This window comes from Dactylosporangium sp. CA-052675, assembly GCF_050947935.1.
Taxonomy (GTDB): domain Bacteria; phylum Actinomycetota; class Actinomycetes; order Mycobacteriales; family Micromonosporaceae; genus Dactylosporangium.
In genome coordinates, this window is the sequence record NZ_CP192010.1 from 651,357 (window position 1) to 673,641 (window position 22,285).

At 73.5% G+C, this 22,285-nt stretch carries 20 protein-coding genes, 1 tRNA gene and 1 riboswitch; of the genes, 13 read left to right on the plus strand and 8 right to left on the minus strand.

Going from position 1 to position 22,285, the window contains the following annotated elements; all coding sequences use genetic code 11:
• Window positions 1-43: 43 nt before the first annotated feature.
• Window positions 44-271, minus strand: coding sequence for a hypothetical protein (locus tag ACQP1P_RS02905; protein WP_433082836.1), 228 nt, complete (start codon window positions 269-271; stop codon window positions 44-46).
• Window positions 268-2,088, minus strand: coding sequence for a metallophosphoesterase (locus ACQP1P_RS02910; RefSeq protein ID WP_433089797.1), 1,821 nt, complete (start codon window positions 2,086-2,088; stop codon window positions 268-270). Before ACQP1P_RS02910 ends, ACQP1P_RS02905 begins: the two co-directional genes overlap by 4 nt.
• A gap of 86 nt (window positions 2,089-2,174) precedes the next feature.
• Here ACQP1P_RS02910 and ACQP1P_RS02915 point away from each other — a divergent pair.
• From ACQP1P_RS02915 to ACQP1P_RS02925, 3 genes are all read left to right on the plus strand, one after another.
• A tRNA-Thr gene (locus tag ACQP1P_RS02915) sits at window positions 2,175-2,247 on the plus strand.
• A gap of 131 nt (window positions 2,248-2,378) precedes the next feature.
• Window positions 2,379-3,566: a putative bifunctional diguanylate cyclase/phosphodiesterase gene (locus ACQP1P_RS02920; protein ID WP_433082838.1), complete on the plus strand. Its 1,188-nt coding sequence runs from the start codon at window positions 2,379-2,381 to the stop codon at window positions 3,564-3,566.
• 13 nt (window positions 3,567-3,579) lie between these two features.
• The gene (locus ACQP1P_RS02925; protein WP_433082840.1) at window positions 3,580-5,175 is read left to right on the plus strand and encodes a cellulose binding domain-containing protein; all 1,596 of its coding nucleotides are present in this window, start codon (window positions 3,580-3,582) and stop codon (window positions 5,173-5,175) included.
• Window positions 5,176-5,350: 175 nt separating this feature from the next.
• Here the strand turns inward: ACQP1P_RS02925 and ACQP1P_RS02930 are convergent, their stop codons facing one another.
• Window positions 5,351-6,187 carry a PSP1 domain-containing protein gene (locus tag ACQP1P_RS02930; protein WP_433082842.1) on the minus strand — a complete coding sequence of 279 codons (837 nt, stop codon included), beginning with the start codon at window positions 6,185-6,187 and terminating at the stop codon, window positions 5,351-5,353.
• 330 nt (window positions 6,188-6,517) lie between these two features.
• Between ACQP1P_RS02930 and ACQP1P_RS02935 the strand changes: the two genes are divergently transcribed.
• Window positions 6,518-7,918: a hypothetical protein gene (locus tag ACQP1P_RS02935; RefSeq protein ID WP_433082844.1), complete on the plus strand. Its 1,401-nt coding sequence runs from the start codon at window positions 6,518-6,520 to the stop codon at window positions 7,916-7,918.
• Window positions 7,919-8,116: 198 nt separating this feature from the next.
• On the opposite strand, the gene ACQP1P_RS02940 is transcribed toward ACQP1P_RS02935, so the two are convergent.
• Entirely contained in the window at window positions 8,117-8,356 is a 240-nt protein-coding gene (locus ACQP1P_RS02940) for a hypothetical protein (protein ID WP_433082846.1), read from the minus strand.
• A 202-nt stretch (window positions 8,357-8,558) separates the two neighbouring features.
• Here ACQP1P_RS02940 and ACQP1P_RS02945 point away from each other — a divergent pair, with 202 nt between their 5' ends.
• From ACQP1P_RS02945 to ACQP1P_RS02965, 5 genes are all read left to right on the plus strand, one after another.
• Entirely contained in the window at window positions 8,559-8,951 is a 393-nt protein-coding gene (locus tag ACQP1P_RS02945; RefSeq protein WP_433082848.1) for a winged helix-turn-helix domain-containing protein, read from the plus strand.
• Window positions 8,952-9,316: 365 nt separating this feature from the next.
• On the plus strand, window positions 9,317-9,796 hold the full coding sequence (locus ACQP1P_RS02950) for a MarR family winged helix-turn-helix transcriptional regulator (protein WP_433082850.1): 480 nt from the start codon (window positions 9,317-9,319) through the stop codon (window positions 9,794-9,796).
• Entirely contained in the window at window positions 9,793-11,331 is a 1,539-nt protein-coding gene (locus tag ACQP1P_RS02955) for an MDR family MFS transporter (RefSeq protein WP_433082852.1), read from the plus strand. The genes ACQP1P_RS02950 and ACQP1P_RS02955 overlap by 4 nt, the downstream gene beginning before the upstream one ends.
• 118 nt (window positions 11,332-11,449) lie before the next feature.
• Window positions 11,450-13,069 (plus strand): fatty acid--CoA ligase, encoded by a 1,620-nt coding sequence (locus tag ACQP1P_RS02960; RefSeq protein ID WP_433089799.1) that lies wholly within the window; start codon window positions 11,450-11,452, stop codon window positions 13,067-13,069.
• Window positions 13,066-13,617: a hypothetical protein gene (locus ACQP1P_RS02965; protein WP_433082854.1), complete on the plus strand. Its 552-nt coding sequence runs from the start codon at window positions 13,066-13,068 to the stop codon at window positions 13,615-13,617. The genes ACQP1P_RS02960 and ACQP1P_RS02965 overlap by 4 nt, the downstream gene beginning before the upstream one ends.
• On the opposite strand, the gene ACQP1P_RS02970 is transcribed toward ACQP1P_RS02965, so the two are convergent.
• A complete protein-coding gene (locus ACQP1P_RS02970; protein WP_433082856.1) occupies window positions 13,511-14,449 on the minus strand; it encodes a Ku protein in 939 nt (312 codons plus the stop codon). The two genes, ACQP1P_RS02965 and ACQP1P_RS02970, sit on opposite strands and share 107 nt — an antisense overlap.
• A 98-nt stretch (window positions 14,450-14,547) precedes the next feature.
• Between ACQP1P_RS02970 and ligD (ACQP1P_RS02975) the strand changes: the two genes are divergently transcribed.
• Window positions 14,548-15,477 carry a non-homologous end-joining DNA ligase gene (gene ligD / locus ACQP1P_RS02975; protein WP_433082857.1) on the plus strand — a complete coding sequence of 310 codons (930 nt, stop codon included), beginning with the start codon at window positions 14,548-14,550 and terminating at the stop codon, window positions 15,475-15,477.
• The gene (gene ligD, locus ACQP1P_RS02980) at window positions 15,470-16,354 is read left to right on the plus strand and encodes a non-homologous end-joining DNA ligase (protein WP_433082858.1); all 885 of its coding nucleotides are present in this window, start codon (window positions 15,470-15,472) and stop codon (window positions 16,352-16,354) included. Before ligD (ACQP1P_RS02975) ends, ligD (ACQP1P_RS02980) begins: the two co-directional genes overlap by 8 nt.
• A gap of 7 nt (window positions 16,355-16,361) precedes the next feature.
• Here ligD (ACQP1P_RS02980) and ACQP1P_RS02985 read toward each other — a convergent pair whose 3' ends face one another.
• Window positions 16,362-17,588: an aminotransferase class V-fold PLP-dependent enzyme gene (locus tag ACQP1P_RS02985; RefSeq protein WP_433089801.1), complete on the minus strand. Its 1,227-nt coding sequence runs from the start codon at window positions 17,586-17,588 to the stop codon at window positions 16,362-16,364.
• A 22-nt stretch (window positions 17,589-17,610) separates the two neighbouring features.
• A riboswitch (SAM riboswitch) is annotated at window positions 17,611-17,727 on the minus strand.
• Window positions 17,728-18,108: 381 nt separating this feature from the next.
• Between ACQP1P_RS02985 and ACQP1P_RS02990 the strand changes: the two genes are divergently transcribed.
• The gene (locus ACQP1P_RS02990; RefSeq protein ID WP_433082860.1) at window positions 18,109-19,557 is read left to right on the plus strand and encodes a PrsW family intramembrane metalloprotease; all 1,449 of its coding nucleotides are present in this window, start codon (window positions 18,109-18,111) and stop codon (window positions 19,555-19,557) included.
• A gap of 129 nt (window positions 19,558-19,686) precedes the next feature.
• On the opposite strand, the gene ACQP1P_RS02995 is transcribed toward ACQP1P_RS02990, so the two are convergent.
• Complete coding sequence (locus tag ACQP1P_RS02995; protein WP_433089803.1) at window positions 19,687-19,995, minus strand: GroES family chaperonin; 309 nt, start codon at window positions 19,993-19,995, stop codon at window positions 19,687-19,689.
• A 189-nt stretch (window positions 19,996-20,184) separates the two neighbouring features.
• Here ACQP1P_RS02995 and ACQP1P_RS03000 point away from each other — a divergent pair, with 189 nt between their 5' ends.
• The gene (locus ACQP1P_RS03000; protein ID WP_433082862.1) at window positions 20,185-21,426 is read left to right on the plus strand and encodes an AI-2E family transporter; all 1,242 of its coding nucleotides are present in this window, start codon (window positions 20,185-20,187) and stop codon (window positions 21,424-21,426) included.
• Between the two features lie 13 nt (window positions 21,427-21,439).
• On the opposite strand, the gene ACQP1P_RS03005 is transcribed toward ACQP1P_RS03000, so the two are convergent.
• On the minus strand, window positions 21,440-22,177 hold the full coding sequence (locus ACQP1P_RS03005; RefSeq protein WP_433082864.1) for an alanyl-tRNA editing protein: 738 nt from the start codon (window positions 22,175-22,177) through the stop codon (window positions 21,440-21,442).
• Window positions 22,178-22,285: the final 108 nt, after the last annotated feature.

Genomic DNA, 22,285 nt, shown 5'->3' on the forward strand with positions numbered 1-22,285 from the left:
ACGCTGCGCGCCGGGCCCAGGTTCGCCCCGCGAAAACACCGGCCTAAGCGCGCTCCAAGGCCAGGCGGGTGCTGAAGGTCAGCAGGAGGCCGCCCAGGCCGGCCACCGCGAGCAGGCCCTGCACCACGTTCGACGCCGTCACGCCGACCGCGGCCCAGGCGCCCCGCGGCGCGCCGCCCGTCAGGGTGTTCTTCACGACGACGGTGAAGTCGGCGCCGGGGATGAGCACGAGCACGGTCGCGAACACGAGGAACTGCCAGTACGAGCTCATCGGATCTCGATCGGTTCGTCGATGAGGTGCACGTCCATCGGGCGGCCCGGCTCGAACCAGGGCGCCGAGGGCTCGGCCGAGGGGCGGGCGTGCCAGTGGCGGCCGGTCCGCCGCACGCCGATCGGGTAGATGACGAGCGAGCCGTCCGCCCTGAAGTGCAGGCGCAGGAAGCCCTTGTAGCCGGTGATGCCCTGGCCGGCGAAGAGCTCGTTCACGTTCACGTCGAACTTCGCCGCGACGAGCAGGTACAACGCGAAGAGCTCGCCGGCGGCGACGCCCGACAGCGGCAGGTACAGGACGATCGAGATGAGCAGGGGCAACGGCCAGGCCAGGTCCACGAAGGGCAGGCTGAGCCACGCCCAGGTGCCCAGCGTCGCCAGCCCCACGAAGGCCAGGCCGTGCAGGACGCCGAGCAGCCAGTGCCGGGGCCTTCGCTGGCCGGCCGAGCGGGGCATGGCCAGCAGGCAGGTGCCGAGGATGTCGATGACCACCATGAGCACGGCCGGGACGGTGACCAGCCGCTGCTCCACGCCGGAGATCACGCGGTCGGCGGCGTTGACGAACGCGAGCATGGTGAGCGTCTGCAGCATCCCCAGCAGGCCCAGGAACATCGGGTTGCGCCACGGCAGGCGCCAGAAGACGCCGAACGCCAGGCCGCGCGACTGCGCCTTGGTGGGGAACGTGCGCCGCAGCTCGTACGTCTTCGAGGGCGACGCGTTGCGGACCAGCGTGCGCACCGGCGGGACGGAGATCTGCTCGGGCAGCTCGTGGGTCGGGTAGAGGTACGCCCCGCCGCCGCCCGAGGTGATGAGCTCCCGGCCCGGGCGGGAGTAGCGCGCGTAGTGGTGCAGGTCGCCGGAGATCATCGCGCGCACGTCGGCCCCGGTGGGCGCGATGATCGTGCGGACGAAGTAGTCGAGGCTGTCGTAGGCCTTGCGGTCGTCGGTCGACTCCACCCAGCTCGGCGAGGGCGGGCAGATGATGACCTTGTCGCCGGGGCCGAGGCGGGCGGCCACCGAGCGGAAGTACCGCAGCTGCGGGTCGTCGATGTAGGCGCCGCCCTGCACGTCGAGCCCGAGCAGCCACCACCGGTTCGGCAGCTGGATGGCGAAGTAGGAGCGCGACTGCCGGGTCCGCCAGCCGCCCACCGAGCCCTCGTCGCCGCGCACGAAGAGCCGGAGAAAGGCGGTCAGGCCGTCGTACCAGTCGTGGTTGCCCGGCACCGCGTACATCCGGGGCCGGGGTCCCTCCGCGGGCGGCTCCGGCATCGCCGCGCGGAACGGGCCCTTGAAGCGGTCCTCGTACTGCTGCCCGCTCGCCGTCGGATAGACCTGATCCCCGCCGAGCACCAGCACCTCGCCCCGCGGCAGCTCGTGCCCGTCCACGGTCAGGCTCGGCTGAGCCAGCAGGTACGCCACCGAGTAGGTCGCGTTGAACCCGTCCCCGGTGTCGGCCGCGAAGTCCACCCACAGCTCGCGGGTGTCGGGCCACTCGCCCTCGTCGGTGACCTCGCCGGCGAAGTCCGCCCCCTCGCGCAGGATGCGTGCGGACAGCGCGTCCTGCAGCTCGCGCTTGTCGAGGTACGCCCCGAAGAGGTCGGCCAGCACCACCCGCACCGCCGTCCCGCTGAGCAGCACCGGGCTCAGCCACGGCACCGCCCGGCGCGGCGTGAACCCCATCTGGTCCGGGTCCAGCGCGGTCGGCCGGCCACCGGGGGCGATGGGCTGGGCCTCGTCGTCCTCCTGGGGGATCGGCAGGAGGGGCTCGCCCGGATCGGCGGACAGTTCGCCCGGCGCGGGCGGCATATCGTCGGGCATCACGCGCGGGACGTTACCCGGGCGCGCGCCGACGGGGAATCCCCTCGCGCACGCCCCCGGGGCGTGCCGTACACTTGGGAACCGTTGCCGCCTTAGCTCAGTCGGCAGAGCGATTCACTCGTAATGAATAGGTCGACGGTTCGATTCCGTCAGGCGGCTCCGACAAGGGCCCGGGACCCAGGTCCCGGGCCCTTTGCCATGGCGGTCGCCCGGGCCGGGCCGTTTGCCGCGTTCCGGTCAGGTTCGCCCCGGCCCGGCCGATCAGGACGCAGTGGAGTCGGGACGGCGGGATGCGTGAGGCCGTGGCCGCGGCGCTGAGCCGGGGTGCGCGCGAGGGCCGCAGCACCGCGGTGCTGCTCGTCGGCCCCGAGCGGCAAGATGGCGCGGCGCTCGACGACTTCGACGAGCTCATGCGCCGCAGCGTGCTGCGCGACGACCCGGTCGGGCGCGTCGGCGAGGAGTTCGCGGCCGTGCTGCACATCCGCAGCGTCGACAACGCCGAGGCCGTCGCGCGGCGCATCGCCGTGGCCGGGCCCGCGCGCATCGGCATCGCGGTGGCCGCGCCCGGCGAGTACGGCGCCGACGACCTGCTGCGCCGGGCCGCCCTCGCGCTGCAGGAGGCGCGCAGCCGCCCGGACGGCGCGCCGTGGGCCTGCTACGAGCCCGCCGCGGTCGCGACCGGCCCGCTCGCCGAACAGCTGCGCGAGGCGGTGGGGAAGGGCGAGCTGCGGCTGCTGTACCAGCCGATCGTGGCCCTGCCCGACGGTGACCTCGCCGGCGTGGAGGCGCTCGTGCGCTGGGCCCACCCCGAGCGCGGCACGCTGGAGCCCGACGCGTTCGTCCCGCTCGCCGAGCGCATCGGCGTCATCGGCGACCTCGGCCGCTGGGTGCTGCTGGAGGCCTCGACCCGGGCCGCGCTCTGGCAGCGGCGGCTGCCGGCGCTGCAGCTCAACGTGAACGTCTCGCCGCGGCAGCTGGACGACGACGGCTTCGCCGCGCAGGTGCTGGCCATCCTGGAGCGGACCGGGTTCTTCCCCGGCAACCTGGTGCTCGAGGTGACCGAGGGCGCGGTGATCGGCGAGCGGGCCTCGGTCGCGCAGCTCGCGGTGCTCTCCAACGCCGGCATCCGCATCGCGCTCGACGACTTCGGCACCGGGTACTCGTCCCTGCGGTACCTGGCCCGCCTCCCCGTCGACGTGCTCAAGCTCGACCGCGGCTTCGTCGCCGAGCTCGACGGGACCTCCCGCGGCGGCGCGGTCGCCCAGGCGGTGCTGCGCCTCGGCCAGATCCTGCACCTGGACACGGTGGCCGAGGGCGTGGAGAGCGAGGCCCAGGCCCGCGAGCTCACGCTGCTGGGCTGCCACAAGGCCCAGGGCTTCCACTTCGCTCGCCCGCTCACCGCGACTGAGCTGCAACGATGGCTGCCCGCAGGCGACCTGTCACGCTACGAGTCCGAGGTCTGGGGCCCAGAGGTGTGATACTGCACGGGCCATGGGTGCCAATCTCCGCCTCCGCCTCGGCGTCTCGCTCGTCGTGGCCGTCCTGGCCGCGCTCGCCGCGACGGCGCTGGCCCCCCTCCCCGCCGCGATCCTGCTCATCGCGGCCGCCGCCACCGCCGGAGCGCTGCTCGGCTGGCCCGGGGCAATAGCCGGCCTGGTCCTGCTGTTGCTCGCCGACGGGGTCGCGGCCAAGGTCGCGGTCGGGCTCGCCGGGGCGCTGCCCTGGGTCGCGATGCACGCGTGGCGGCGCTGGTCGGCCCGCGACCGGCGGCTGCGCGCCGAGGCGGCCGCGGCCGAGCGGGCGCGACTGCAGCGCGAGATGCACGCCTCGCTGACCGAGACCCTCGAACTGGCCGCGATCCTCGAGCCCCGCGCCGATCCCACCGACCCTGCCGGCCCGACCCACCCTGCCGGCCCGACCCACCCTGCCGGCCCGACCCACCCTGCCGGCCCGACCCACCCTGCCGGCCCGACCCACCCTGCCGGCCCGACCCACCCTGCCGGCCCGACCCACCCTGCCGGCCCCGCCTACCCTGCCGACCCCACCGACGCCGCGCTGCCGGATCTGGTCGCCGCGATCACCCAGGAGTGGTCGCAGCGCTCCGGCGTCGGGGTCATCCTGCACAGCGCCGGCCTGGACGAGACCGGCGACGCGGCGCCCGAGGCCGGCATCGAGCTGTGCTGGATCCTCCGCGAGGCGCTGGCCAACGTCGCCGCCCACGCCCGGGCCGAGACGGTGGCCGTGACGCTGGAGCGCGACGGCGACGGCATCACGCTGGAGGTCCGCGACGACGGCGCCGGCTTCACCCCGCCGCCCGCCGCCGGGCGCGGGATCGCCGGCATGCGGGAGCGGGCCCGCGTCTGCGGCGGGCAGCTGACGCTCTGGTCGCGCCCGGGCGGCGGCACCAGGGTCACCGCCACCGTCCCGGCCGCCATGGCCGTCGGGGCGGCCCTGCCCTCGTGGCGCGTCCGGCTGGGCGCGGCGCTGGCGGCGGCGGTCGTACCGCTCGCCCTCGTCGGCCTCCTCAGCGCACCCGGCGGCCTCACCTCGCCGCTGGCCGCCGACGACGGGCAGTTGCCCTTCGACCCGAACGCCACCCGCGGCCCGGCCACCGCCCAGGCCGGCCGCGGCGCGTCGCCCGGGCGCTCCGGCGCGACCGGGAGCCCCGCCGCCACCCCGTCCCGCGGCTCCTCGGCCCGCCCGTCCGGCGCGGCGGGGACCAGTGGCCCGGCCGCGCCGCCGCCGACGACCGGCCCGACGGTGGCCGAGCAGCGCACCTGCCGGGTCACCTACGTCAAGCGCAGCGAGTGGAGCCCCGGCTTCGTCGCCGACGTGACCCTGACCAACCTCACCGCGGGCCCGATGCAGGGCTGGTCGCTGCGCTTCGACTACACGGCCGGGCAGAAGGTCACCAGCTACTGGAACGCGGTCGCCGCGCAGAGCGGCACCGGCGTGGTCGTCCGGCCGACCGGTGACCAGCCGACCCTGGCCGCGGGGGCGTCGCTGACCTTCGGCGTGCAGGGCATCTGGCAGGGCACCAACCCGAGCCCGTCCGCGTTCACGCTCAACGGGAGCCCGTGCGGCTGACCGCGAGCAGCTCCATGATGTCGGCGGCCGGGAGCCGGGCGGTGGCGCCGGCGTCAGCCGGACCGAGTGGCAGCCGGTCAACGGGTCCGGCGACTGCAGCCGCGGCTCGGCGACGTCCTTTGTGGACGTGGTTGCGGGCTGCGTCGGCGGCTCACTCGCCCTCGGGTGCGAGCTCCTAGCCGTGCCGCTCCTCGTACGCCTGGCGTGATCCGCACACCGACGCCCGGCTGCAGGAGCAGCGGGAGCCGTCGGCGTCCATGCGGACGACGACCGAGTCCCGCGGGACGCTGTGCCCGACCACGCGGCCGTCGCCGTCCGGGGTGCTCACCCGCGCCCCGACGGCGGGGGCCGTCGCCTGGAACGAGACGTAGAGGGGATGTTCGTATTTCAAGCAGCACATGAGCCGCCCGCAGGCGCCGGAGATGCGCAGCGGGTTGAGCGGCAGGTCCTGGTCCTTGGCCATGCGGATGGTCACGGGCTCGAAGTCGTTGAGGAACGTCGCGCAGCACAGGTCGCGCCCGCACGAGCCGATGCCGCCCTGGACGCGGGCCGAGTCGCGCGCCGAGAGCTGCCGCAGCTCGACCCGGCAGTGCAGGGTCGCGCCCAGATCCCGCACCAGGGAACGGAAATCCACCCGATGGGGTGCGGTGAAGTAGATGGTGGTCCGCGCGCCCTGCCCGCCCGTGGAGTCCAGGACGTGGTCTACTGCCACGACCTTCATCGGCAGCTCGTGGTCGCGGATCAGGCGCTTCGCCGCGACCTTGGCCTCGGCCTTGCGCTTGCGCAGCAGCTCGTCGCGGCGCAGGTCCTCGTCGCCCGCGAGGCCGAGCAGGCGCGGGAAGCCCTCGGTCTCCTCGGTGACCCACTGGGCGGCCCAGACGCACTCGGCCACCTCGGGCCCGTCGTCGGTCGGGATCAGCACGCGGTCGCCCACCTGGGGGCGCAGCTCGCCGGGGTCGAAGTAGAACAGCCGGCCGTAGCGATTGAAGCTCACCGCGCACAGCATGCCCATGGCGATCACAGTAACGCGGGTCACGCCGGGCGCCTACGGCCCGCCACCAGATGACGGGAAAAGTGGGGAAAAGTCCGACTCGACACTTTTGAGCGACCCCGTACCTATCTCGTAGCTTTCGCCGTTACTAGTGCGGATGAGACCGCAAAAGGGGGCGTAACCCGGGCCGGGAGGCCTCGTTGGGCGCAGCAGTGGCACGCCCTGACGGGCTGGCTCCCGTACTCCCCGGTCTCGGAGGACCTCATCGCTATGACGGCACCTGTAGCTTCCGCGCGCCCTAAAACAGCCCGACTCATCGTCGCCCTCGCCGCCGCGGGGGTCCTCGGAGCAGTGAGCCCGGTCGCGTTAGCGGCTCCGGCCTCGGCGGGCGCGCCGGAGAGCTCCGGCTGCCCCGAGGGCTTCGGCGCCACGGCCGCCGCGAACACGCTCGCGATCGGCGGGCTGGACCTGCGCGGCATCGGGCTCAATACGCCGCCGCTGCCGGAGCTGCGGACCGCCACCGCGCACTCCGGGTTCGCGGGCGGCCCGGCCCGGGCCGCCGCCGACGCGCGCTACATCCAGAGCAGCGGCGTGCTCCCGCCCGGCCTGATCGGCCCGAGCGCCTACCAGCAGGCCCCGCCGCCGCACGAACAGGCGGCGACGGTACCGGTCCAGGGCGTCAACCTCGGCGTGCTCCAGGCCGGCACCGGCGGCCTGCGCGCCCACGCCACCTGGCAGGACGCGGCCCGGTGCACCGCCGCCGCCGGCCCCCGCGCCAGCGCCGACGCCCGCCTGGCCGGCCTGGCGGTGCTGCCCGGCCGCGGCGGCCGCGCCCTGCTGCGCTTCGGCGCGATCCAGAGCTCGACCGCGACCGGGGTCGACAAGCTCGACGGCAAGACGGCCGCGAAGGCGACGGCCACGGGTGGCATCGCCGATTTCACGCTCCTGGCCGGTGGCCCGTCCGCGATCGGTGTGCGGGTCGTCAGCCCGCCGAGCCTGACGGTCACGGCCGGGGCCAAGAAGACCGTCGACTACAAGGCGCCGGTGCTCGAGGTCCGCGTGCCGGGCCGCGACGCGCTGAAGGTCGAGTCCGCCGGCTCGCACGTCGACGTGGTCGTCCCCGTCGACGGCAACTCCCGCACCGAGGCCGAGGATCTGGGCCGCGCCGAGAACCTCCCGGTCGCGGGCCTGCCGCTGCTGGACCTGCTCGGCGGCGCGACGAGCGCCCTGTCCGGCACCGTCGGCGGCGCCACCGCGATCCCGGAGTCGCTGCTCGCGGGCCTGCTGCCGGGCCTGCCGGTCGTCGGCGGCGGCCAGTCCACGGTTCGCAACACCGAGGGCCGCTCGGCCCGCCCGGCCCGCGCCGTGGTGCTGCGCGTCGAGCTCGGCTCGGTCGAGAAGCAGACGAGCGCGTCCGGCCTCTACGCGAAGGCGTACTCCGTCCGCGTGAAGCTGATCGTGCGCACGAAGTGGAAGTCGGGCGGGTACGGCGACCAGACCGACCAGACCACGATCCTGGACCTGGGCGTCTGCCAGCTGGAGGCGGCCGCGGCGTCGCCGTCGTCCGGCGGCTACGGGCAGGGCGGCGGCTCGAACGGCGGTGGCTACGGCGGCGTGAGCGGCGGCTCGGGCGGCGGTGACACCCTGCCGGTGACCGGTTCGCGTGCCGCGCTCGTCCTCGGCGCGGGCCTGCTGCTGGTCGTCGCGGGCCGGATGTTCGTGGTGCTGTCCCGCCGGCGTTCGGCGGCCTGAGGCCCCTCGAGACCCCTCGCAACCCCTTCGCCGCCCGTGCGGCCTCACACCGAGGCTGCCCGGGCGGCGTCTTTTTGGTGTGCCGGATTTGGTGTGCCACAGCAAAAAGCCGCCCGAGTGGCGGCAGCTCACCGTTGACTGGGCGGTTCGGGGCTGGTGGCGGATCGGGCCGCTGCGGTTGGGCGGGCGGTTCGGGGGCTAGTGGCGGATCGGGCGGCGGCGGAGGACGGCGGCGAACTCCAGGGCCGCGGACGCCACCCGCTGGGCGCCGAGGACGGCGTGGTCCCAGCTGCCGTTCATGCCGGACGTGAACTCGATCTGCACGTCGCCGTCGTCGATGAGCAGGATCGGGTCGCCCTCGTCCTCGGTGATGACCGCGGTGATCGCGCGCAGGTCCAGGGACACGATCGGGCTGAGCTCTTCCTCGTCGTCCTGCATCGCGAGGCCTCCATGGGTGCTCGGGGGGTGCGGCGACCGCGCGGCTCGCAGCAGTTTGGACGGCCGCCGCACCCCGGTCCGGGGTGGCGCGAGGCCTGACCGCCCAGCCCGGCCTCGCGCTACGGTGATAGTAGCACTATGTGGCCGTGGGGCCATAAGGCCAGGTCGTTACCTGCCGATTTCGCTTCGTATGGTCGCCAGCATGATCTCCCGGAGTTCCGGCCTGTCGCTGTATCGGCAGGTCGCGGACGTGATTCGGCAACAGATCATCAGCGGTGAACTGCCGCCGGGAAGTCTGCTGCCCTCGGAGAAGTATCTCGCCGAGGAGCACGATGTCGGCCGCGACACCATCCGGGACGCGATGGCGCACCTGCGCAGCGAGGGTCTCGTCGAGAGCAAGCGCGGCTACCGCAGCCGGGTTCGCGCCATCCAGCCGCGCGAGCGCATCTGGCTGCACGCGGGCGAGGTCGTGACCGCCCGCATGCCCACGCCGACGGAGAAGAAGGAGCACAGCATGCAGGAAGGCGTGCCCGTGCTCGTCGTCGGCGACAAGGCCTACCCCGCGGACCGCTACGAGTTCGGCCCCGCCGAATAGCGCCACTGACCCGGTCCGCCGCGGACCTGGCGCCGGCTTCGGCCCGGCCGGACAGCGCCGCTGAGCCGGCCGCCGCGGACCTGGCGCCGGCCTCGGCTTCCGTCCCGCCGGACGGCGCCGCGAACGGACCGCGATCCGGCTGACCGCGACCAGCGGCGGACCTGGCAGCGTCGGCGCGCAGCGCCGAGCGGTGTCTGGCGGGAGCGACGGTCCGCACCCCGGCGGACCCGAGTCATGCTCCGCACCCCGGCGGGCCCGGAACCGAATCATCCTCAGGCGTGCCGCGCATCACCCCGAATTAGCTTGAAGTCGACCGCCCCGGAAACCGATGCTTGTGCCAAGCAAGTATCGATTCGGGGGAGCGCGTGGACGAGGACACCGAGCACGCCGCCGAGCACGCCGCCATCGGGCGGCAGGTCGGCCGGTTCATCCGGCTGTCCGAGCGGCTCTTCGCCACCCTCAAGTGGAACGACGCCGGTCGCGGCCTCGAACGCCCGGCCTATGTCCTGCTGAGCCGGGTCGCGGTCGACGGGCCGTTCCGGCTGTCGGCCCTCGCCGCCGAGGTGAGCCTCGACCTGTCCACCGTGAGCCGGCAGGTCGCCGCGCTGGAGAGCGCCGGGCTCGTCGGCCGGGCCCAGGACCCGTCGGACAAACGGGCGAGCCTCGTCGAGGTCACCGACCTCGGCCGCGAGGTCTTCGCCGAGAACCGCGACCGCTGGCTGTCCATCTGGCGGGAACTGCTCGCGGACTGGACGCCGGAGCAGCGCGCGGAGTTCGCCGCGCTGTTCACCCGGCTGAACGAGTCGATCGCGGAGAAGCTTCCGCAAGAGAGGGATTGTCGATGACCACCGCCGCGCCGGAGCAACAGACCCGGCCCACCCTCGCTCACCGGCAGATTCTGCTGCTGATGGGCGGTCTCATGACCGGGATGCTGCTCGCCGCGCTCGACCAGACGATCGTGGGCACCGCGCTGCCGACGATCGTGGGCGACCTCGGCGGACTCGACCATTACTCCTGGGTCGTCACCGCATATCTGCTCGCCTCCACCGCGTCGACGCCGCTGTACGGCAAGATCAGCGACCTCTACGGCCGCCGCCCCGTGCTGCTGTTCGCGATCGCGACCTTCCTGGCGGGCTCGCTGCTGGCCGGGCTCTCGCAGAACATGACCGAGCTCATCGCGACCCGGGCCCTGCAGGGCATCGGCGCCGGCGGCCTCATGACGCTCGCGTTCACGATCGTCTCCGACGTCGTCGCGCCCCGCGAGCGGGCCCGCTACCAGGGCCTGTTCGGCGCCGTGTTCGGCATCTCCTCGGTCGCCGGGCCGCTCGTCGGCGGCTACTTCGCCGAGCACGACTGGCGCTGGATCTTCTACATCAACGTGCCGCTGGGCATCTTCGCCCTGTTCGTGTGCGCCCGCGTGCTGCGGCTCGTCCCGCACACCCGCCGCGAGCACCGCATCGACTACCTCGGCGCCACGCTGATGGTCGCCGGCTCCAGCGCGCTGCTGCTGGCCCTGTCGCTCGGCGGCAGCGAGGGCTACGCGTGGGACTCGGCCAAGATCCTCGGCCTGCTCGCCGGGTTCGTCGTGCTCGCCGTGCTGTTCGTGTTCGCCGAGAGCCGGGCCGAGGAGCCGATCCTGCCGCTGCGGCTGTTCAAGCGGGCCACGTTCTCGCTGTCCAACACGGCCACGTTCATCCTCGGCTTCGCGATGTTCGGCTCGATCATCTACGTGCCGCTGTACCTGCAGATCGTCAAGGGCGCCACCCCGACCCGCTCGGGCCTGCTCATGCTGCCGATGATGGCGGGCGTCATCGTGACGTCGATCGTGTCCGGCCGGATCATCTCCCGGCTCGGCCGCTACAAGTGGTTCCCGGTCGCCGGCACCGTCGTCATGGGCTCCGGGCTGCTGCTGTTCACCACGCTGCAGGTCGACACCCCGCTGTGGCAGGCGTTCATCTACATGACCGTCATCGGCGTGGGCCTGGGCCTGGCGATGCAGCCGCTGATCCTGGCCGTACAGAACTCCCTCGAACTGCGCGACATGGGCGCCGGCACCTCCGCGGCGACCTTCTTCCGCTCGCTCGGCGGCTCCGTCGGCGTCGCGGCGCTCGGCGCGGTGATGAACAGCAAGCTCAGCGGGGCGAGCGGGGGAGTGTCGATCAACGCGCCGGCCCAGGTCCGCTCGCTGCCCCCGGCGCAGCTGGCGATGGTCGAGCATCTCTTCGTCAACGCGCTGCACCCGGTGTTCCTGGCGGCCGCGTTCGTCGCGCTGCTGGGCACCCTGATCACCGTGGCGCTGCCGAACAAGGCGCTGCAGGGCGCGACCCAGGTCGACACGACCGACGCGTCCGACATGGAGGCCAAGGTCGCCGCGTTCTAGGAAGTTCCCTCCTGGAAGCCGATATGTCCGGACGTCCTGCGCGTCCGGGCATATTGGTACTCGCGGGTTTCATTGTGGCGCAGCGCACATTAGCTTGGCTGTCATGCGCAGCACGATGATGAAGACACCCCTGCTGATCTCCCGCATTCTGCAGCACGGCTCCACCGTCCACGGTGACTCCGACGTCGCGACCTGGACCGGCGAGGCCGCCCGGCGCACCAGCTATGCCGAGATCGGTCGCCAGGCCGCGCGCCTGGCCCACGCCCTGCGCGAGCTCGGCGTCACCGGCGACGAGCGCGTCGGCACCCTGATGTGGAACAACGCCGAGCACCTGGTCGCATACTTCGCGGTGCCGAGCATGGGCGCCGTGCTGCACACCCTCAACCTGCGCCTGTTCCCCGAGCAGCTGATCTACATCGCCAACCACGCCGAGGACCGCGTGGTCATCGTCGACTCGACGCTGATCCCGCTGCTGGCCGGCGTGCTGCCGCACCTGAGCACCGTGCGGCACATCGTCGTGGTCGGCGCCGGCGACACGTCCAAGCTGGTCAAGGACGGTGTCGAGGTGCACTCGTGGGACGAGCTGCTCACGGGCCGTCCGGACACCTTCGAGTGGCCGGAGCTGGACGAGGACGACGCGGCCGCCCTGTGCTACACCAGCGGCACGACCGGCAACCCCAAGGGCGTCGCCTACTCCCACCGCTCCATCTACCTGCACTCGATGGAGGTGTGCATGGCGGAGAGCTTCGGGCTCGGCCCGCAGATGCGCAACCTGACCATCGTGCCCATGTTCCACGCGATGGCCTGGGGCCTGCCGTATGCGGCGCTGATGAGCGGCGCCCAGCTGCTCATGCCCGACCGGTTCCTGCAGGCCGCGCCGCTGGCCAAGATGATCGAGGTGGAGCGGCCCGCGTTCGCCGGGGCCGTGCCCACGATCTTCACGGACCTGCTGGCCTACCTCGACGCGAACCCGACCGACGTCTCCTCGCTCAAGGAGGTCGTCATCGGCGGCTCGGCCTGCCCGCCGGCCCTCATGCACGCGTACGCGGAGCGGTACGGCATCCAGGTCATCCACGCGTGGGGCATGACGGAGATGTCCCCGCTCGGCTCCGTCGCCCGGCCCCCGCACGGCGTGGACTACCCGGAGGCGTGGTCGTACCGCTACACCCAGGGCCGCATCCCGGCGAGCGTCGAGGGCCGCATCGTGGGGCCCGGTGGGGAGCCGATGCCCAGCGACGGCAAGGCGGTCGGCGAGCTGCAGGTGCGCGGGCCCTGGATCACCGCCCAGTACATCGGCGAGGACGGCCCGGACCCGGACAAGTTCGAGAACGGCTGGCTGCGCACGGGCGACGTCGGCACGCTCACGCCGAACGGGTACCTGACCCTGACCGACCGCGCCAAGGACGTCATCAAGTCCGGCGGCGAGTGGATCAGCTCGGTGGACCTGGAGAACGCGATCATGGCCCACCCCGCGGTGCTCGAGGCCTGCGTGGTCGGCGTGCCCGACGACAAGTGGGGCGAGCGCCCGCTCGCGACGGTCGTGCTCCGCGAGGGCGCCACCGCCGACGCCGAGACCCTGCGCGAGTTCCTCGCCGAGAAGGTCGCCCGCTGGCAGCTGCCGGAGCGCTGGTCGTTCATCGAGGCGGTGCCGAAGACGAGCGTCGGCAAGTTCGACAAGAAGCGGGTGCGGTCCGACTATGCGGGCGGCGCCCTCGAGGTGGTACAGATCAACGGGTGACCCGCCCGGCCAAGATAGCGCTGGCGATCACCGCGGCGCTGTCGGCCTGCGTGATCGCGATCTGCGGCGTGGCCCTGGCACTGCGCGACTGGGTGCCGGGGCTCGCGGGCTGCCCCGACCTCACCCGGCCGCCGAAGACCTCGGTCTTCACGGAGAAGGCGAGGATCGAGCAGATGTACCCGCAGCTGCGCCCGATCCGGTCGGTGCACTGGCAGGAGCACGAGGCCCGCGCCCGCAGCTGCCCCGAGATCGGCCCCATGGACTACGAGCTGAACGGCCTCGCGGTGCTCACCCCCGAGCGCGCCGCCGCCGCGCCCGAAGGCCCCCCGGCGGCCGCCCCGGACATCCCGGCCGACCTGCGCCCGTTCGCGCCGCCGGCGCCGCACTGGCTCGACGTCGGCGGCGGGCTGCTGCTCGACCGGGCGTCCGCGACCGTCTACTTCACGCGGATTTCTTCGCGGCCGTCTTCTTCGCCGGGGCCTTCTTGGCCGGGGCCGCCTTCGTCGTCTTCTTCGCCGGCGTCGCCTTCTTCGCCGCCGCCTTCTTGATCGGCGTGGGCTTCTCGCCCTCCTCCTCGGCGGTCTCCGCCGCGGGCTCCTCGCCGCGGGCGGCCCGCGCGCGCTCGACCGAGGCGCGCAGCGCGGCCATCAGGTCGACCGCGGCGGCCGGCGCCTCCTCGGCCTCCTCCGGCTGCACGACCTCGCGCCCGGCGACCTTGGCGTCGATGACCTCCTGCAGGGCCTCGCGGTAGTTGTCGGTGTAGGCGCTCGGGTCGAAGTCGGCCGCCATCGACTCGATGAGGGAGCCGGCCATCGCGAGCTCGGCGGGGCGGGCGGTCACGTCCTCGTCGAGGATGTCGAACTTGGCCGCGCGGATCTCGTCCGGCCACAGCATGGTGTTGAGCACCAGCACGTTGTCGCGCACGCGGAGGGTGGCGAGCTGCTCGCGCTGGCGCAGGGCCACCTTCACGATCGCGACGCGCTCGACGTTGGTCAGCGCGTCGCGCAGCAGGGCGTAGGGCTTGGCCGCGGTCTGCTCCGGCTCCAGGTAGTACGCCTTGTTGTAGAGGATCGGGTCGACCTGCTCGGTCGGCACGAACTCCAGCACCTCGATCGCGCGGCTGGTGGTCAGCGGCAGGTCGGAGAAGTCGTCGTCGGTGAGGATGACCATCTCGCCGCCGCCCAGGTCGTAGCCCTTGGCGATGTCGTCGTAGGCGACCTCCTCACCGTCGACGGAGCAGACGCGCTTGTACTTGATCCGGCCGCCGTCCTCCCGATGCACCTGGTGGAAGCGGATGTCCTTCTCCTCCGTCGCCGAGTAGAGGCGGACGGCGATCGAGACCAGCCCGAAGGAGACCGCGCCCTTCCAGATCGCGCGCATGAGGATCCTTTCCGCAGCGTATCGACCGTGCAATCTTCAGCTTCGCATCGTTTCGAGCCGGGCGCGAGGAACTCGCAGGCGAACTATCGTGTGGAACTATGGCAGCTCCGCCGGCCCCGATGCTCGCGTCGTCCGGCGCGCTGCCCGCCGGGCCCGGCTGGTCCTACGAGTTCAAGTGGGACGGCATCCGCGCGATCGCCGTCGTCCGCGAGGGTGTGACCAGGCTTTTCGCGCGCTCGGGGGCCGAGGTGACGGCCGCCTACCCGGAGCTCGCCGGCCTCGGGCGCGGCCTGGCCGACTCGGTGCTCGACGGCGAGGTGGTGGCCATGAACGAGGCCGGGCAGCCGTCGTTCCAGGTGCTCGCGGAGCGCATGCACGTGCGCGAGCCGAACCGGGCCGCGCGCCTGGCGGCCACGGTGCCGGTGACGTACCTCGTCTTCGACGCCCTGCGCGCGGAGGGCGACGAGCTCGTCGGGCTGCCGTACCGCACCCGCCGCGAACGCCTCGAAGCGCTCCCGCTCGGCTCCCGCGCGATGGTGCCCCCGTCGTTCGACGACGGCCCCGCGACCGTGGCGGCCAGCCGGGAGAACCGGCTCGAGGGCGTGGTGGCGAAGCGGGCGGAGTCGCTGTACCACCCGGGAGTCCGTACGCCCGACTGGATCAAGGTGAAGCTCGAGGAGAGCTGCGAGTTCGTGGTCGGCGGCTGGCGGCCGGGCAAGCGCGCGCTCGGCGCGTTGCTGGTCGGGGTGCCGGCCCCGGGCGGGCTGGCCTACCGGGGCCGGGTGGGCGGCGGCATCTCCGGCGCGTCCGAGCGCTCGCTGCTGGCGGCCCTGCAGCCCCTGGCGACGAGCCGGAACCCGTTCGGCGCGTCGGTACCGCGGGAGGACGCCCGCGGCGCCGTGTGGGTGAACCCGCACCTGGTGGTCGAGGTGAAGTTCGGGCACCGCACGCGCGACGGCCGGCTGCGCTTCCCGCGCTTCCTGCGCATCCGCCCGGACCTCAGCGCCGAGGAGGTCCGCGATGCCTGACCGGATTCACGTGGAGGTCGACGGCCGGCGGCTGGACATCTCCAACCTCGACAAGGTGCTGTACCCGCGCGCGGGCTTCACCAAGGGCGAGGTCCTCGACTACTACACCCGGATCGCCCCGACGCTGCTGCCGCACCTGCGGGACCGGCCCCTGACCCGCACCCGCTACCCGAACGGCGTCGAGGGCGACGGCTTCTTCGAGAAGAACGCGCCGGCCGGGACGCCGGAGTGGGTGCGGACCGTACGGCTGCCGGTCCCCGGCTCCTCGAAGGGGCGCGAGCAGATCGACTTCATCGTGGTCGAGGAGCTCGCGACGGTCGTGTGGCTGGCCAACCTCGCGGCGCTGGAGCTGCACACGCCGCAGTGGCGGGTCGACGCGCAGGGCCGCCGGCTCGACCCCGACCAGCTCGTCGTGGACCTCGACCCCGGCCCGCCCGCGGGGCTGCCGGAGTGCTTCGAGGTGGCCCTGATCCTGCGCGAGCGCCTGGCCGCCGACGGCCTGCGGTGCGCGGCGAAGACCTCCGGCAAGAAGGGCATGCAGCTCGTCGTGCCCCTGCCCGGCGAGGAGACGGCCGACGAGGTGAGCGCCTACGCGAAGGCGGTCGCCGAGGAGCTGGCCCGGGCCCGGCCGCGGCTCGTGGTCGCGAAGATGGCCAAGCAGCTGCGGCCCGGCAAGGTGTTCATCGACTGGAGCCAGAACAACGCGTTCAAGACGACGGTCGCGCCGTACTCCCTGCGCGCCGGCCCGACCCCGACCGTGAGCGCCCCGCTGACGTGGGACGAGGTCGAGGCCGGCGAGCTGACCGCCGCCGGCCTGACCCCGTCGGTGGTGCTCGACCGCGTCGCGGCCCGCGGCGACCTCCTGCTGAGCCGCTGAGCCGGGCTCATCGCAGGGCGGCGAGCAGCCGGTCGATGTGCTCCTCGGTCGTGCCGAGGCCGAAGCTGGCCCGGACGGCCTGCTCGGCCCCCGGCTCGCAGCCCGCCCCCTCCGGCAACGCCTCGCCGGTCAGCCGCCCGGTGGCCTCGGCCAGCAGGCGGCGGGTCAGCGGGTGCGCGCAGAACAGGCCGGTGCGCACCCCGATGCCGTGGTCGCGGCCGAGCGTCACCGCGAGCGCGCCCGGGTCGCGGCCCCGCACGGCGAAGGAGACGATGCCGACCCGCTCCGCGTCGGCGGGGAAGAGCCGCAGCTCCTCCACGTGCGGCAGCGCGGCGAGCCCGGCGCGGAGCCGGTGCAGCAGCGTCTGCTCGGCGCCCCCGAGGTTGCCGGCGAGGTCGCGGTCGCGCAGGGTGCGCAGCGCGGTGGCGAGGGCGACCGCGCCGAGGAGGTTGGGGGTGCCGGCCTCGTGGCGGGCCGGGCCGGTGGCCCAGCGCGCCGGCCCGTCGTCGGGGACGTGGGCGCTGGCCCCGCCGCCGGCCAGGTAGGGCTCGGCCGCGTCCAGCCAGTCCGCCCGCCCGGCGAGCACGCCCGCCCCGAACGGCGCGTAGAGCTTGTGCCCGGAGAACGCGACGTAGTCCGCGCCCAGCCCGGCCAGGCGCCCGGGGGCGTGCGGGGCCAGCTGCGCGGCGTCGACGGCGATCCGGGCGCCGTAGCGGTGCGCGACCTCGGCCAGCCGCTCCACCGGCCACACCTCGCCGGTCACGTTGCTCGCCGCGGTGACGCTGACGAGGATGCCGGGGTTCTGGGATCGGTACAGGTAGCGCTCCAGCGCCGCGACGGCCTCCTGCGGCGTGCGGGGCGCCGGCAGCCGGACCGCGTCGCGCCAGGGCAGCAGGTTGGCGTGGTGCTCGGCGTCGAACGTGACGACCGTGGTGCCCGCCGGGACGGCCCGCGCGAGCAGGTTGAACGCGTCCGTGGTGTTGCGTGTGAAGATCACCGTGTCGCCCGGCCCGTGGCCGAGGACGTCCGCGACGGTCTCGCGGGCCTGCTCGTACTCCCGCGTGCAGCGCTGCGACAGGGCACCCGCGCCGCGGTGGACGCTGCCGTAGTAGGGCAGCAGCTCCGCGACGACGTCGGCGACGACCCGCAGGCACGGCGCGGTCGCGGCGACGTCGAGGTTGGCGAAGTCGACGCAGCGGCCGTCGGACAGCTTGACCTCGCCGGGCGTGAGGATTTCGGACACGGGGCAGCCCCTTCGTTCGCGCTTGCCCGGGCACACCGCGTGCCGGGCCGGGTCATCACCCGGGGCACCCCGCCGCGAACGCGAGGGTTGCCGGCCAGCAAGCCGGGGCTGTGCGCTGGCACTCATGACCTGTCGTGACCGTACCGCAGATAAAGTTGCCCCATGAGCGATCTCCCGCCGAATGGGACGCCGTCCTCGCCCGAGCCCGCGTCCGGGCCGCCCGCCGCCTCGCCGCCGGGCGCGTCCCCGTGGGCTTCCCCGAGTGCTCCGGCGACACCCTCCGGCTGGGGCTCGCCGGCCTCCGTTCCGCCGCCTCCGGACCCGGAGCCCTCCCCGCCGCCGCCCGCGTCGGCGCCGCCGGCTTCGGCGCCGCCGGCTTCGGCCCCGCCGGCCGCGCAGCCCGAGTGGGGGCGGCCGGCGTGGGGTCAGCCCGCCTCCGCGCCGCTCGGCCGCCGAGCCGGCATCGGCCCCTCCGGCCGCCCAGCCGCCCGGTGCCGAGTGGGCCCGCCCGATGACGCCCCAGATCCCGGCCGGGCAGTCGTCCGGCCCGGCGATGCCGCCCGCGGTGCCCAACGTGACCGAGGCGGTCGGGCCGCCGGCGGGCCGCCAGGAGTACCCGACGGCCGCGCTCGCCCTGGCCGCCGCCCCGCCCGCGAAGCGCTCCGACCGGCGCCGGCTCTGGACGCTGATCGGCGTCATGGGATTCATCGCGGCCTGCGGCGTCGCCGTGCTCGCGTTCTTCGGCTTCAGCGGCGGGTGGACGGCGCTGGTCGTGGGCGTGGGCTCCGCGGTGATCCCGGTGCCGGTGCTGGTCTCCTGCTTCCTGTGGCTGGACCGGTACGAGCCGGAGCCGGTGAAGTACCTCGTCTTCGTCTTCGGCTGGGGGGCCTTCGTCGCGACCGGGGTGGCCCTGGTGGTCAACACCGCCGGCTCGTACTTCGCCGAGAAGGCCGGGCTCTCCGACGCGCTGGTCGCCGTGATCGTCGCGCCGCTGATCGAGGAGAGCATGAAGGCGCTCGGGCCGGTGCTGCTGTTCTGGCGCCGCCCCCGCGCGTTCTCCGGCATCATCGACGGGATTGTCTACTGTGGACTTTCCGCGACCGGGTTCGCGATGGTCGAGAACATCCTGTACCTCGGCTTCAAGGGCTACGGCGAGGCCGCCGACAAGTCCGGACCGGTCACCGGGGCCGCGGCGCTGGTGGGCATCTTCATCGTGCGGATCCTCATGACCGGCTTCGCGCACCCGCTGTTCACCTCGATGACCGGCATCGGGCTCGGGTTCGCCTCGCGCTCCTCGGCCCGGCCGGTGCGCTTCCTCGCCCCGCTCGCCGGCCTGCTCGTCGCCATGATGCTGCACGGCTCGTGGAACCTCATGTCGGTGACGGCGTCGACGAGCGCGTGGGTCCTGCTCTACGGCTACTTCGCCGTGATGATGCCGATCTTCCTGGGCATGGTCGGCTTCGCCCTGTGGCTGCGCTCCAACGAGGGCAAGCTGACCGAGCGCGTGCTCGGCGAATACGCCCGGGCCGGCTGGTTCTCGCCGCCCGAGGTCGCCGCGCTGGGCACGCTCGGCCGCCGCCTGTCGGCCCGCCGCTGGGCCAAACGGGTCGCCGGCGACGCGGGCGCCAAGGCGATGCGGGCGTTCCAGTTCGACGCCACGCGGCTGGCCCTGCTGCGCGACGGCCTCCACCGCGGCCTGGACAAGGAGCCGAAGCGGCGCATGGAGGCGCTCGCCGAGGAGCGGCAGCTGCTGACCGCGCTCGACGCGTACCGCCAGGTGTTCGTCGGCCGCGACCCCCAGTCGCCGCGGGCGGTGTGGGACGGCACGCGCTACCACATCACGTTCCCCGACGGCGTCGTGCGGGTCCTCGACGCCCCGGCCACCCCCGTGGTGCCGGTGCCCGTCTCCCTGGCCCCGCCGCCCCCGCCGGCGTTCGCCGCCCCGTACTACTACCGCTGAACCCCGACCGCCGAACCCCGACCGCTGAACCAAGACCGCCGAGCCAAGACCGCCGAACCAAGACCGCCGAGCCAACACCGCTGACCGCCGGCCGGCGCGCGACCTACCGGGGCCGCGCGCCGGCCGGCGTCACAGGTAGAGGCCGGTCGAGTCCGGCTCGACGCGCCGGGCCGCGACCGCGTGCACGTCCCGCTCGCGCAGCAGCACGTAGTCGCGCCCCTGCAGCTCCACCTCGGAGCGGTCCTCGGGGTCGAAGAGCACCCGGTCGCCCGCGACGATCGAGCGCACGCTGGGCCCGACGCCGACGGCGGTCGCCCACGACAGCCGCTTGCCGACCGAGGCGGTCGCGGGGATCACGATGCCGGAGATGTGCCGGCGCTCGCCCTCGGCGCCCTCGAGCCGGACGAGCACCCGGTCGTGCAGGAGCCGGATCGGCAGGGCGTCGGGGGTCGCGTCGCCGGTCGGGCCGGTGGGTTGAGCGCCGGTGGACGCCTGGTAACCAGCGGCGGGTTGTGCTGTCACGCTTGCGACGCTACCGCCTCGATACGTGCCAACGTCGCGCGACCCGGTCTACGGTGGGGAGTCGCCGTCGGGCGACGTGGGAAGCCGCATCCGGGGAGGTAGTACGTGGGCCGGTTCGACAAGGTGCGTGCCAATCTGCGCCGCGCCTACCTCCAGCGGCTCGCGGAGGCCCGGGTCGAGCGCGAGATCGCGGTCGCGGAGGAGCCGGAGCCGGCGCCGGAGCCGCCGGCGGGGGAGTTCGAGCACGCGACGACGACGAGCCGGGACGACGCGGAGATCCCGCACGGCCTGCGCATCGCCGCCGCCTGGTCCTGGCGCCTGCTGCTGCTGATCGCGGCCGCGGCCGTGCTGCTCTGGCTCGTCGGCCGGCTCAAGACCGTGCTGATCCCGCTCAGCATCGCGCTGCTGCTCTCGGCCCTGCTCGCCCCGGTGATGGGCGTGCTGCGCCGCCGGGTGAAGCTGCCCCCGTCCCTGGCCGCGTTCGTCGTGCTGATCATGGGCCTGGGCGCGGTCGCGGGCGTGCTCACGCTCGTGGTGACCGAGTTCGTGGCGGGCTTCCCGGCCCTGGCCGAGAAGGCGTCGGCCGGCGTGTCGCAGATCCAGGACTGGCTCACCACCGGGCCCCTGCACCTCAGCGGCCGGCAGCTCGACGCGACCTTCGACGCGGCGACCACCTGGCTCAACGACAACCGGGGCAGCCTCACCGACAGCGCGCTGAGCACCGCCACCGCGACCGTCGAGTTCCTGGCCCTCACGCTGCTGATCCTCTTCGTCACGTTCTTCTTCATGCGCGACGGCAAGCGGATCTGGCACTTCGTGACCGGCATCCTGCCGACACCGGCCCGCGACCCGATCCGCCGCGCGGGCGAGGCGGCGTGGCGGACCCTGGTCGCCTACGTGCGGGCCACCGTGCTCGTCGCCTTCATCGACGCGCTCGGCATCGGCCTGCTGCTGTTCTTCCTGAACGTCGACTTCTGGTTCCCGCTGGGCACGCTGGTCTTCCTCGGCGCGTTCGTGCCGATCGTCGGCGCCACGGTCTCCGGCGCCGTCGCGGTGCTGGTCGCGCTGGTCGACGAGGGCCCGATCACCGCGCTGGTGGTGCTGATCGGCGTGATCGCCGTGCAGCAGCTGGAGGGCCACGTCCTGCAGCCGCTCATCATGGGCCGCGCGGTCTCGGTGCACCCGCTCGCGGTGATCGTGGCGATCGCGACGGGCGTGGTGCTCGCGGGCATCATCGGCGCCCTGGTGGCCGTGCCGCTCGTGGCGGTGCTGAACACGGGGATCCGCCACCTGGTCCAGCACCGCCGGGAGCCCCCGCCCGACGCCGTGATCGTCTCCGCCGACTGATCCGCGAGGCGCGCTAGTCCGGCAGCCGCACGCGCACCCGGCGGTTGGCCTTGCCCTTGGACTCGACCTTCACGACCTGCAGCCGCCCGATCTGCGCCGTGGACGCCACATGTGTGCCGCCGTCCGCCTGCGTGTCCAGCCCGACGATGTCGACGATGCGGATCTCCGGCTCGTCGGCCGGGATGAGGTTCGACTGGGTGCGGATGATGTCGGGCAGCGCCAGGGCCTCGTCCCGCCCGAGCACCTTCGTCACGACCCGGCGGTCCGCGACCACCTCGGCGTTCACGAGCTCTTCGAGGCGCGCCTTGAAGTCCGGCGGCACCTCGGGCAGGTTGAAGTCCATGCGGGCCTCGGCCGGCTCCATCGAGCCGCCGGTGACGAGCGCGCCGAAGTCGCGGAACACGACCCCGCACAGCACGTGCAGGCCCGAGTGGGTGCGCATGAGCTTCGTGCGCCGATCGTCCTCGACCGCGCCGGTCACCTCGGTGTCCACCGGGGGCAGCGGGTCGCCCTCGGCGGGCAGGAGGTAGAGGTCGTCGGCCTTGCGGGTGCCGACGATCCGCGTCTGCACGCCCTGCCAGAGCAGGACGCCGTGGTCCGGGGGCTGCCCGCCCCCGCCCGGGTAGAAGGCCGAGCGGTCCAGCACGATCCCGTCCTCGGCCGACGCGTGCAGGACCTTGGCGGTCCACTCGCGCAGCGTCGGATCGGCGAGGTCGAGCCGATATGTGCGGCCGTGATGTGTGACACCCATGGAAGCCGACTATATGCGGCGGGTCGGCCCCGCCCAGGCAAGCGAAGTGGTCATGCAATACAGAATCCGTCGGACCCGGTTCTGATACGCGTCAGGCCTCGGACGTTC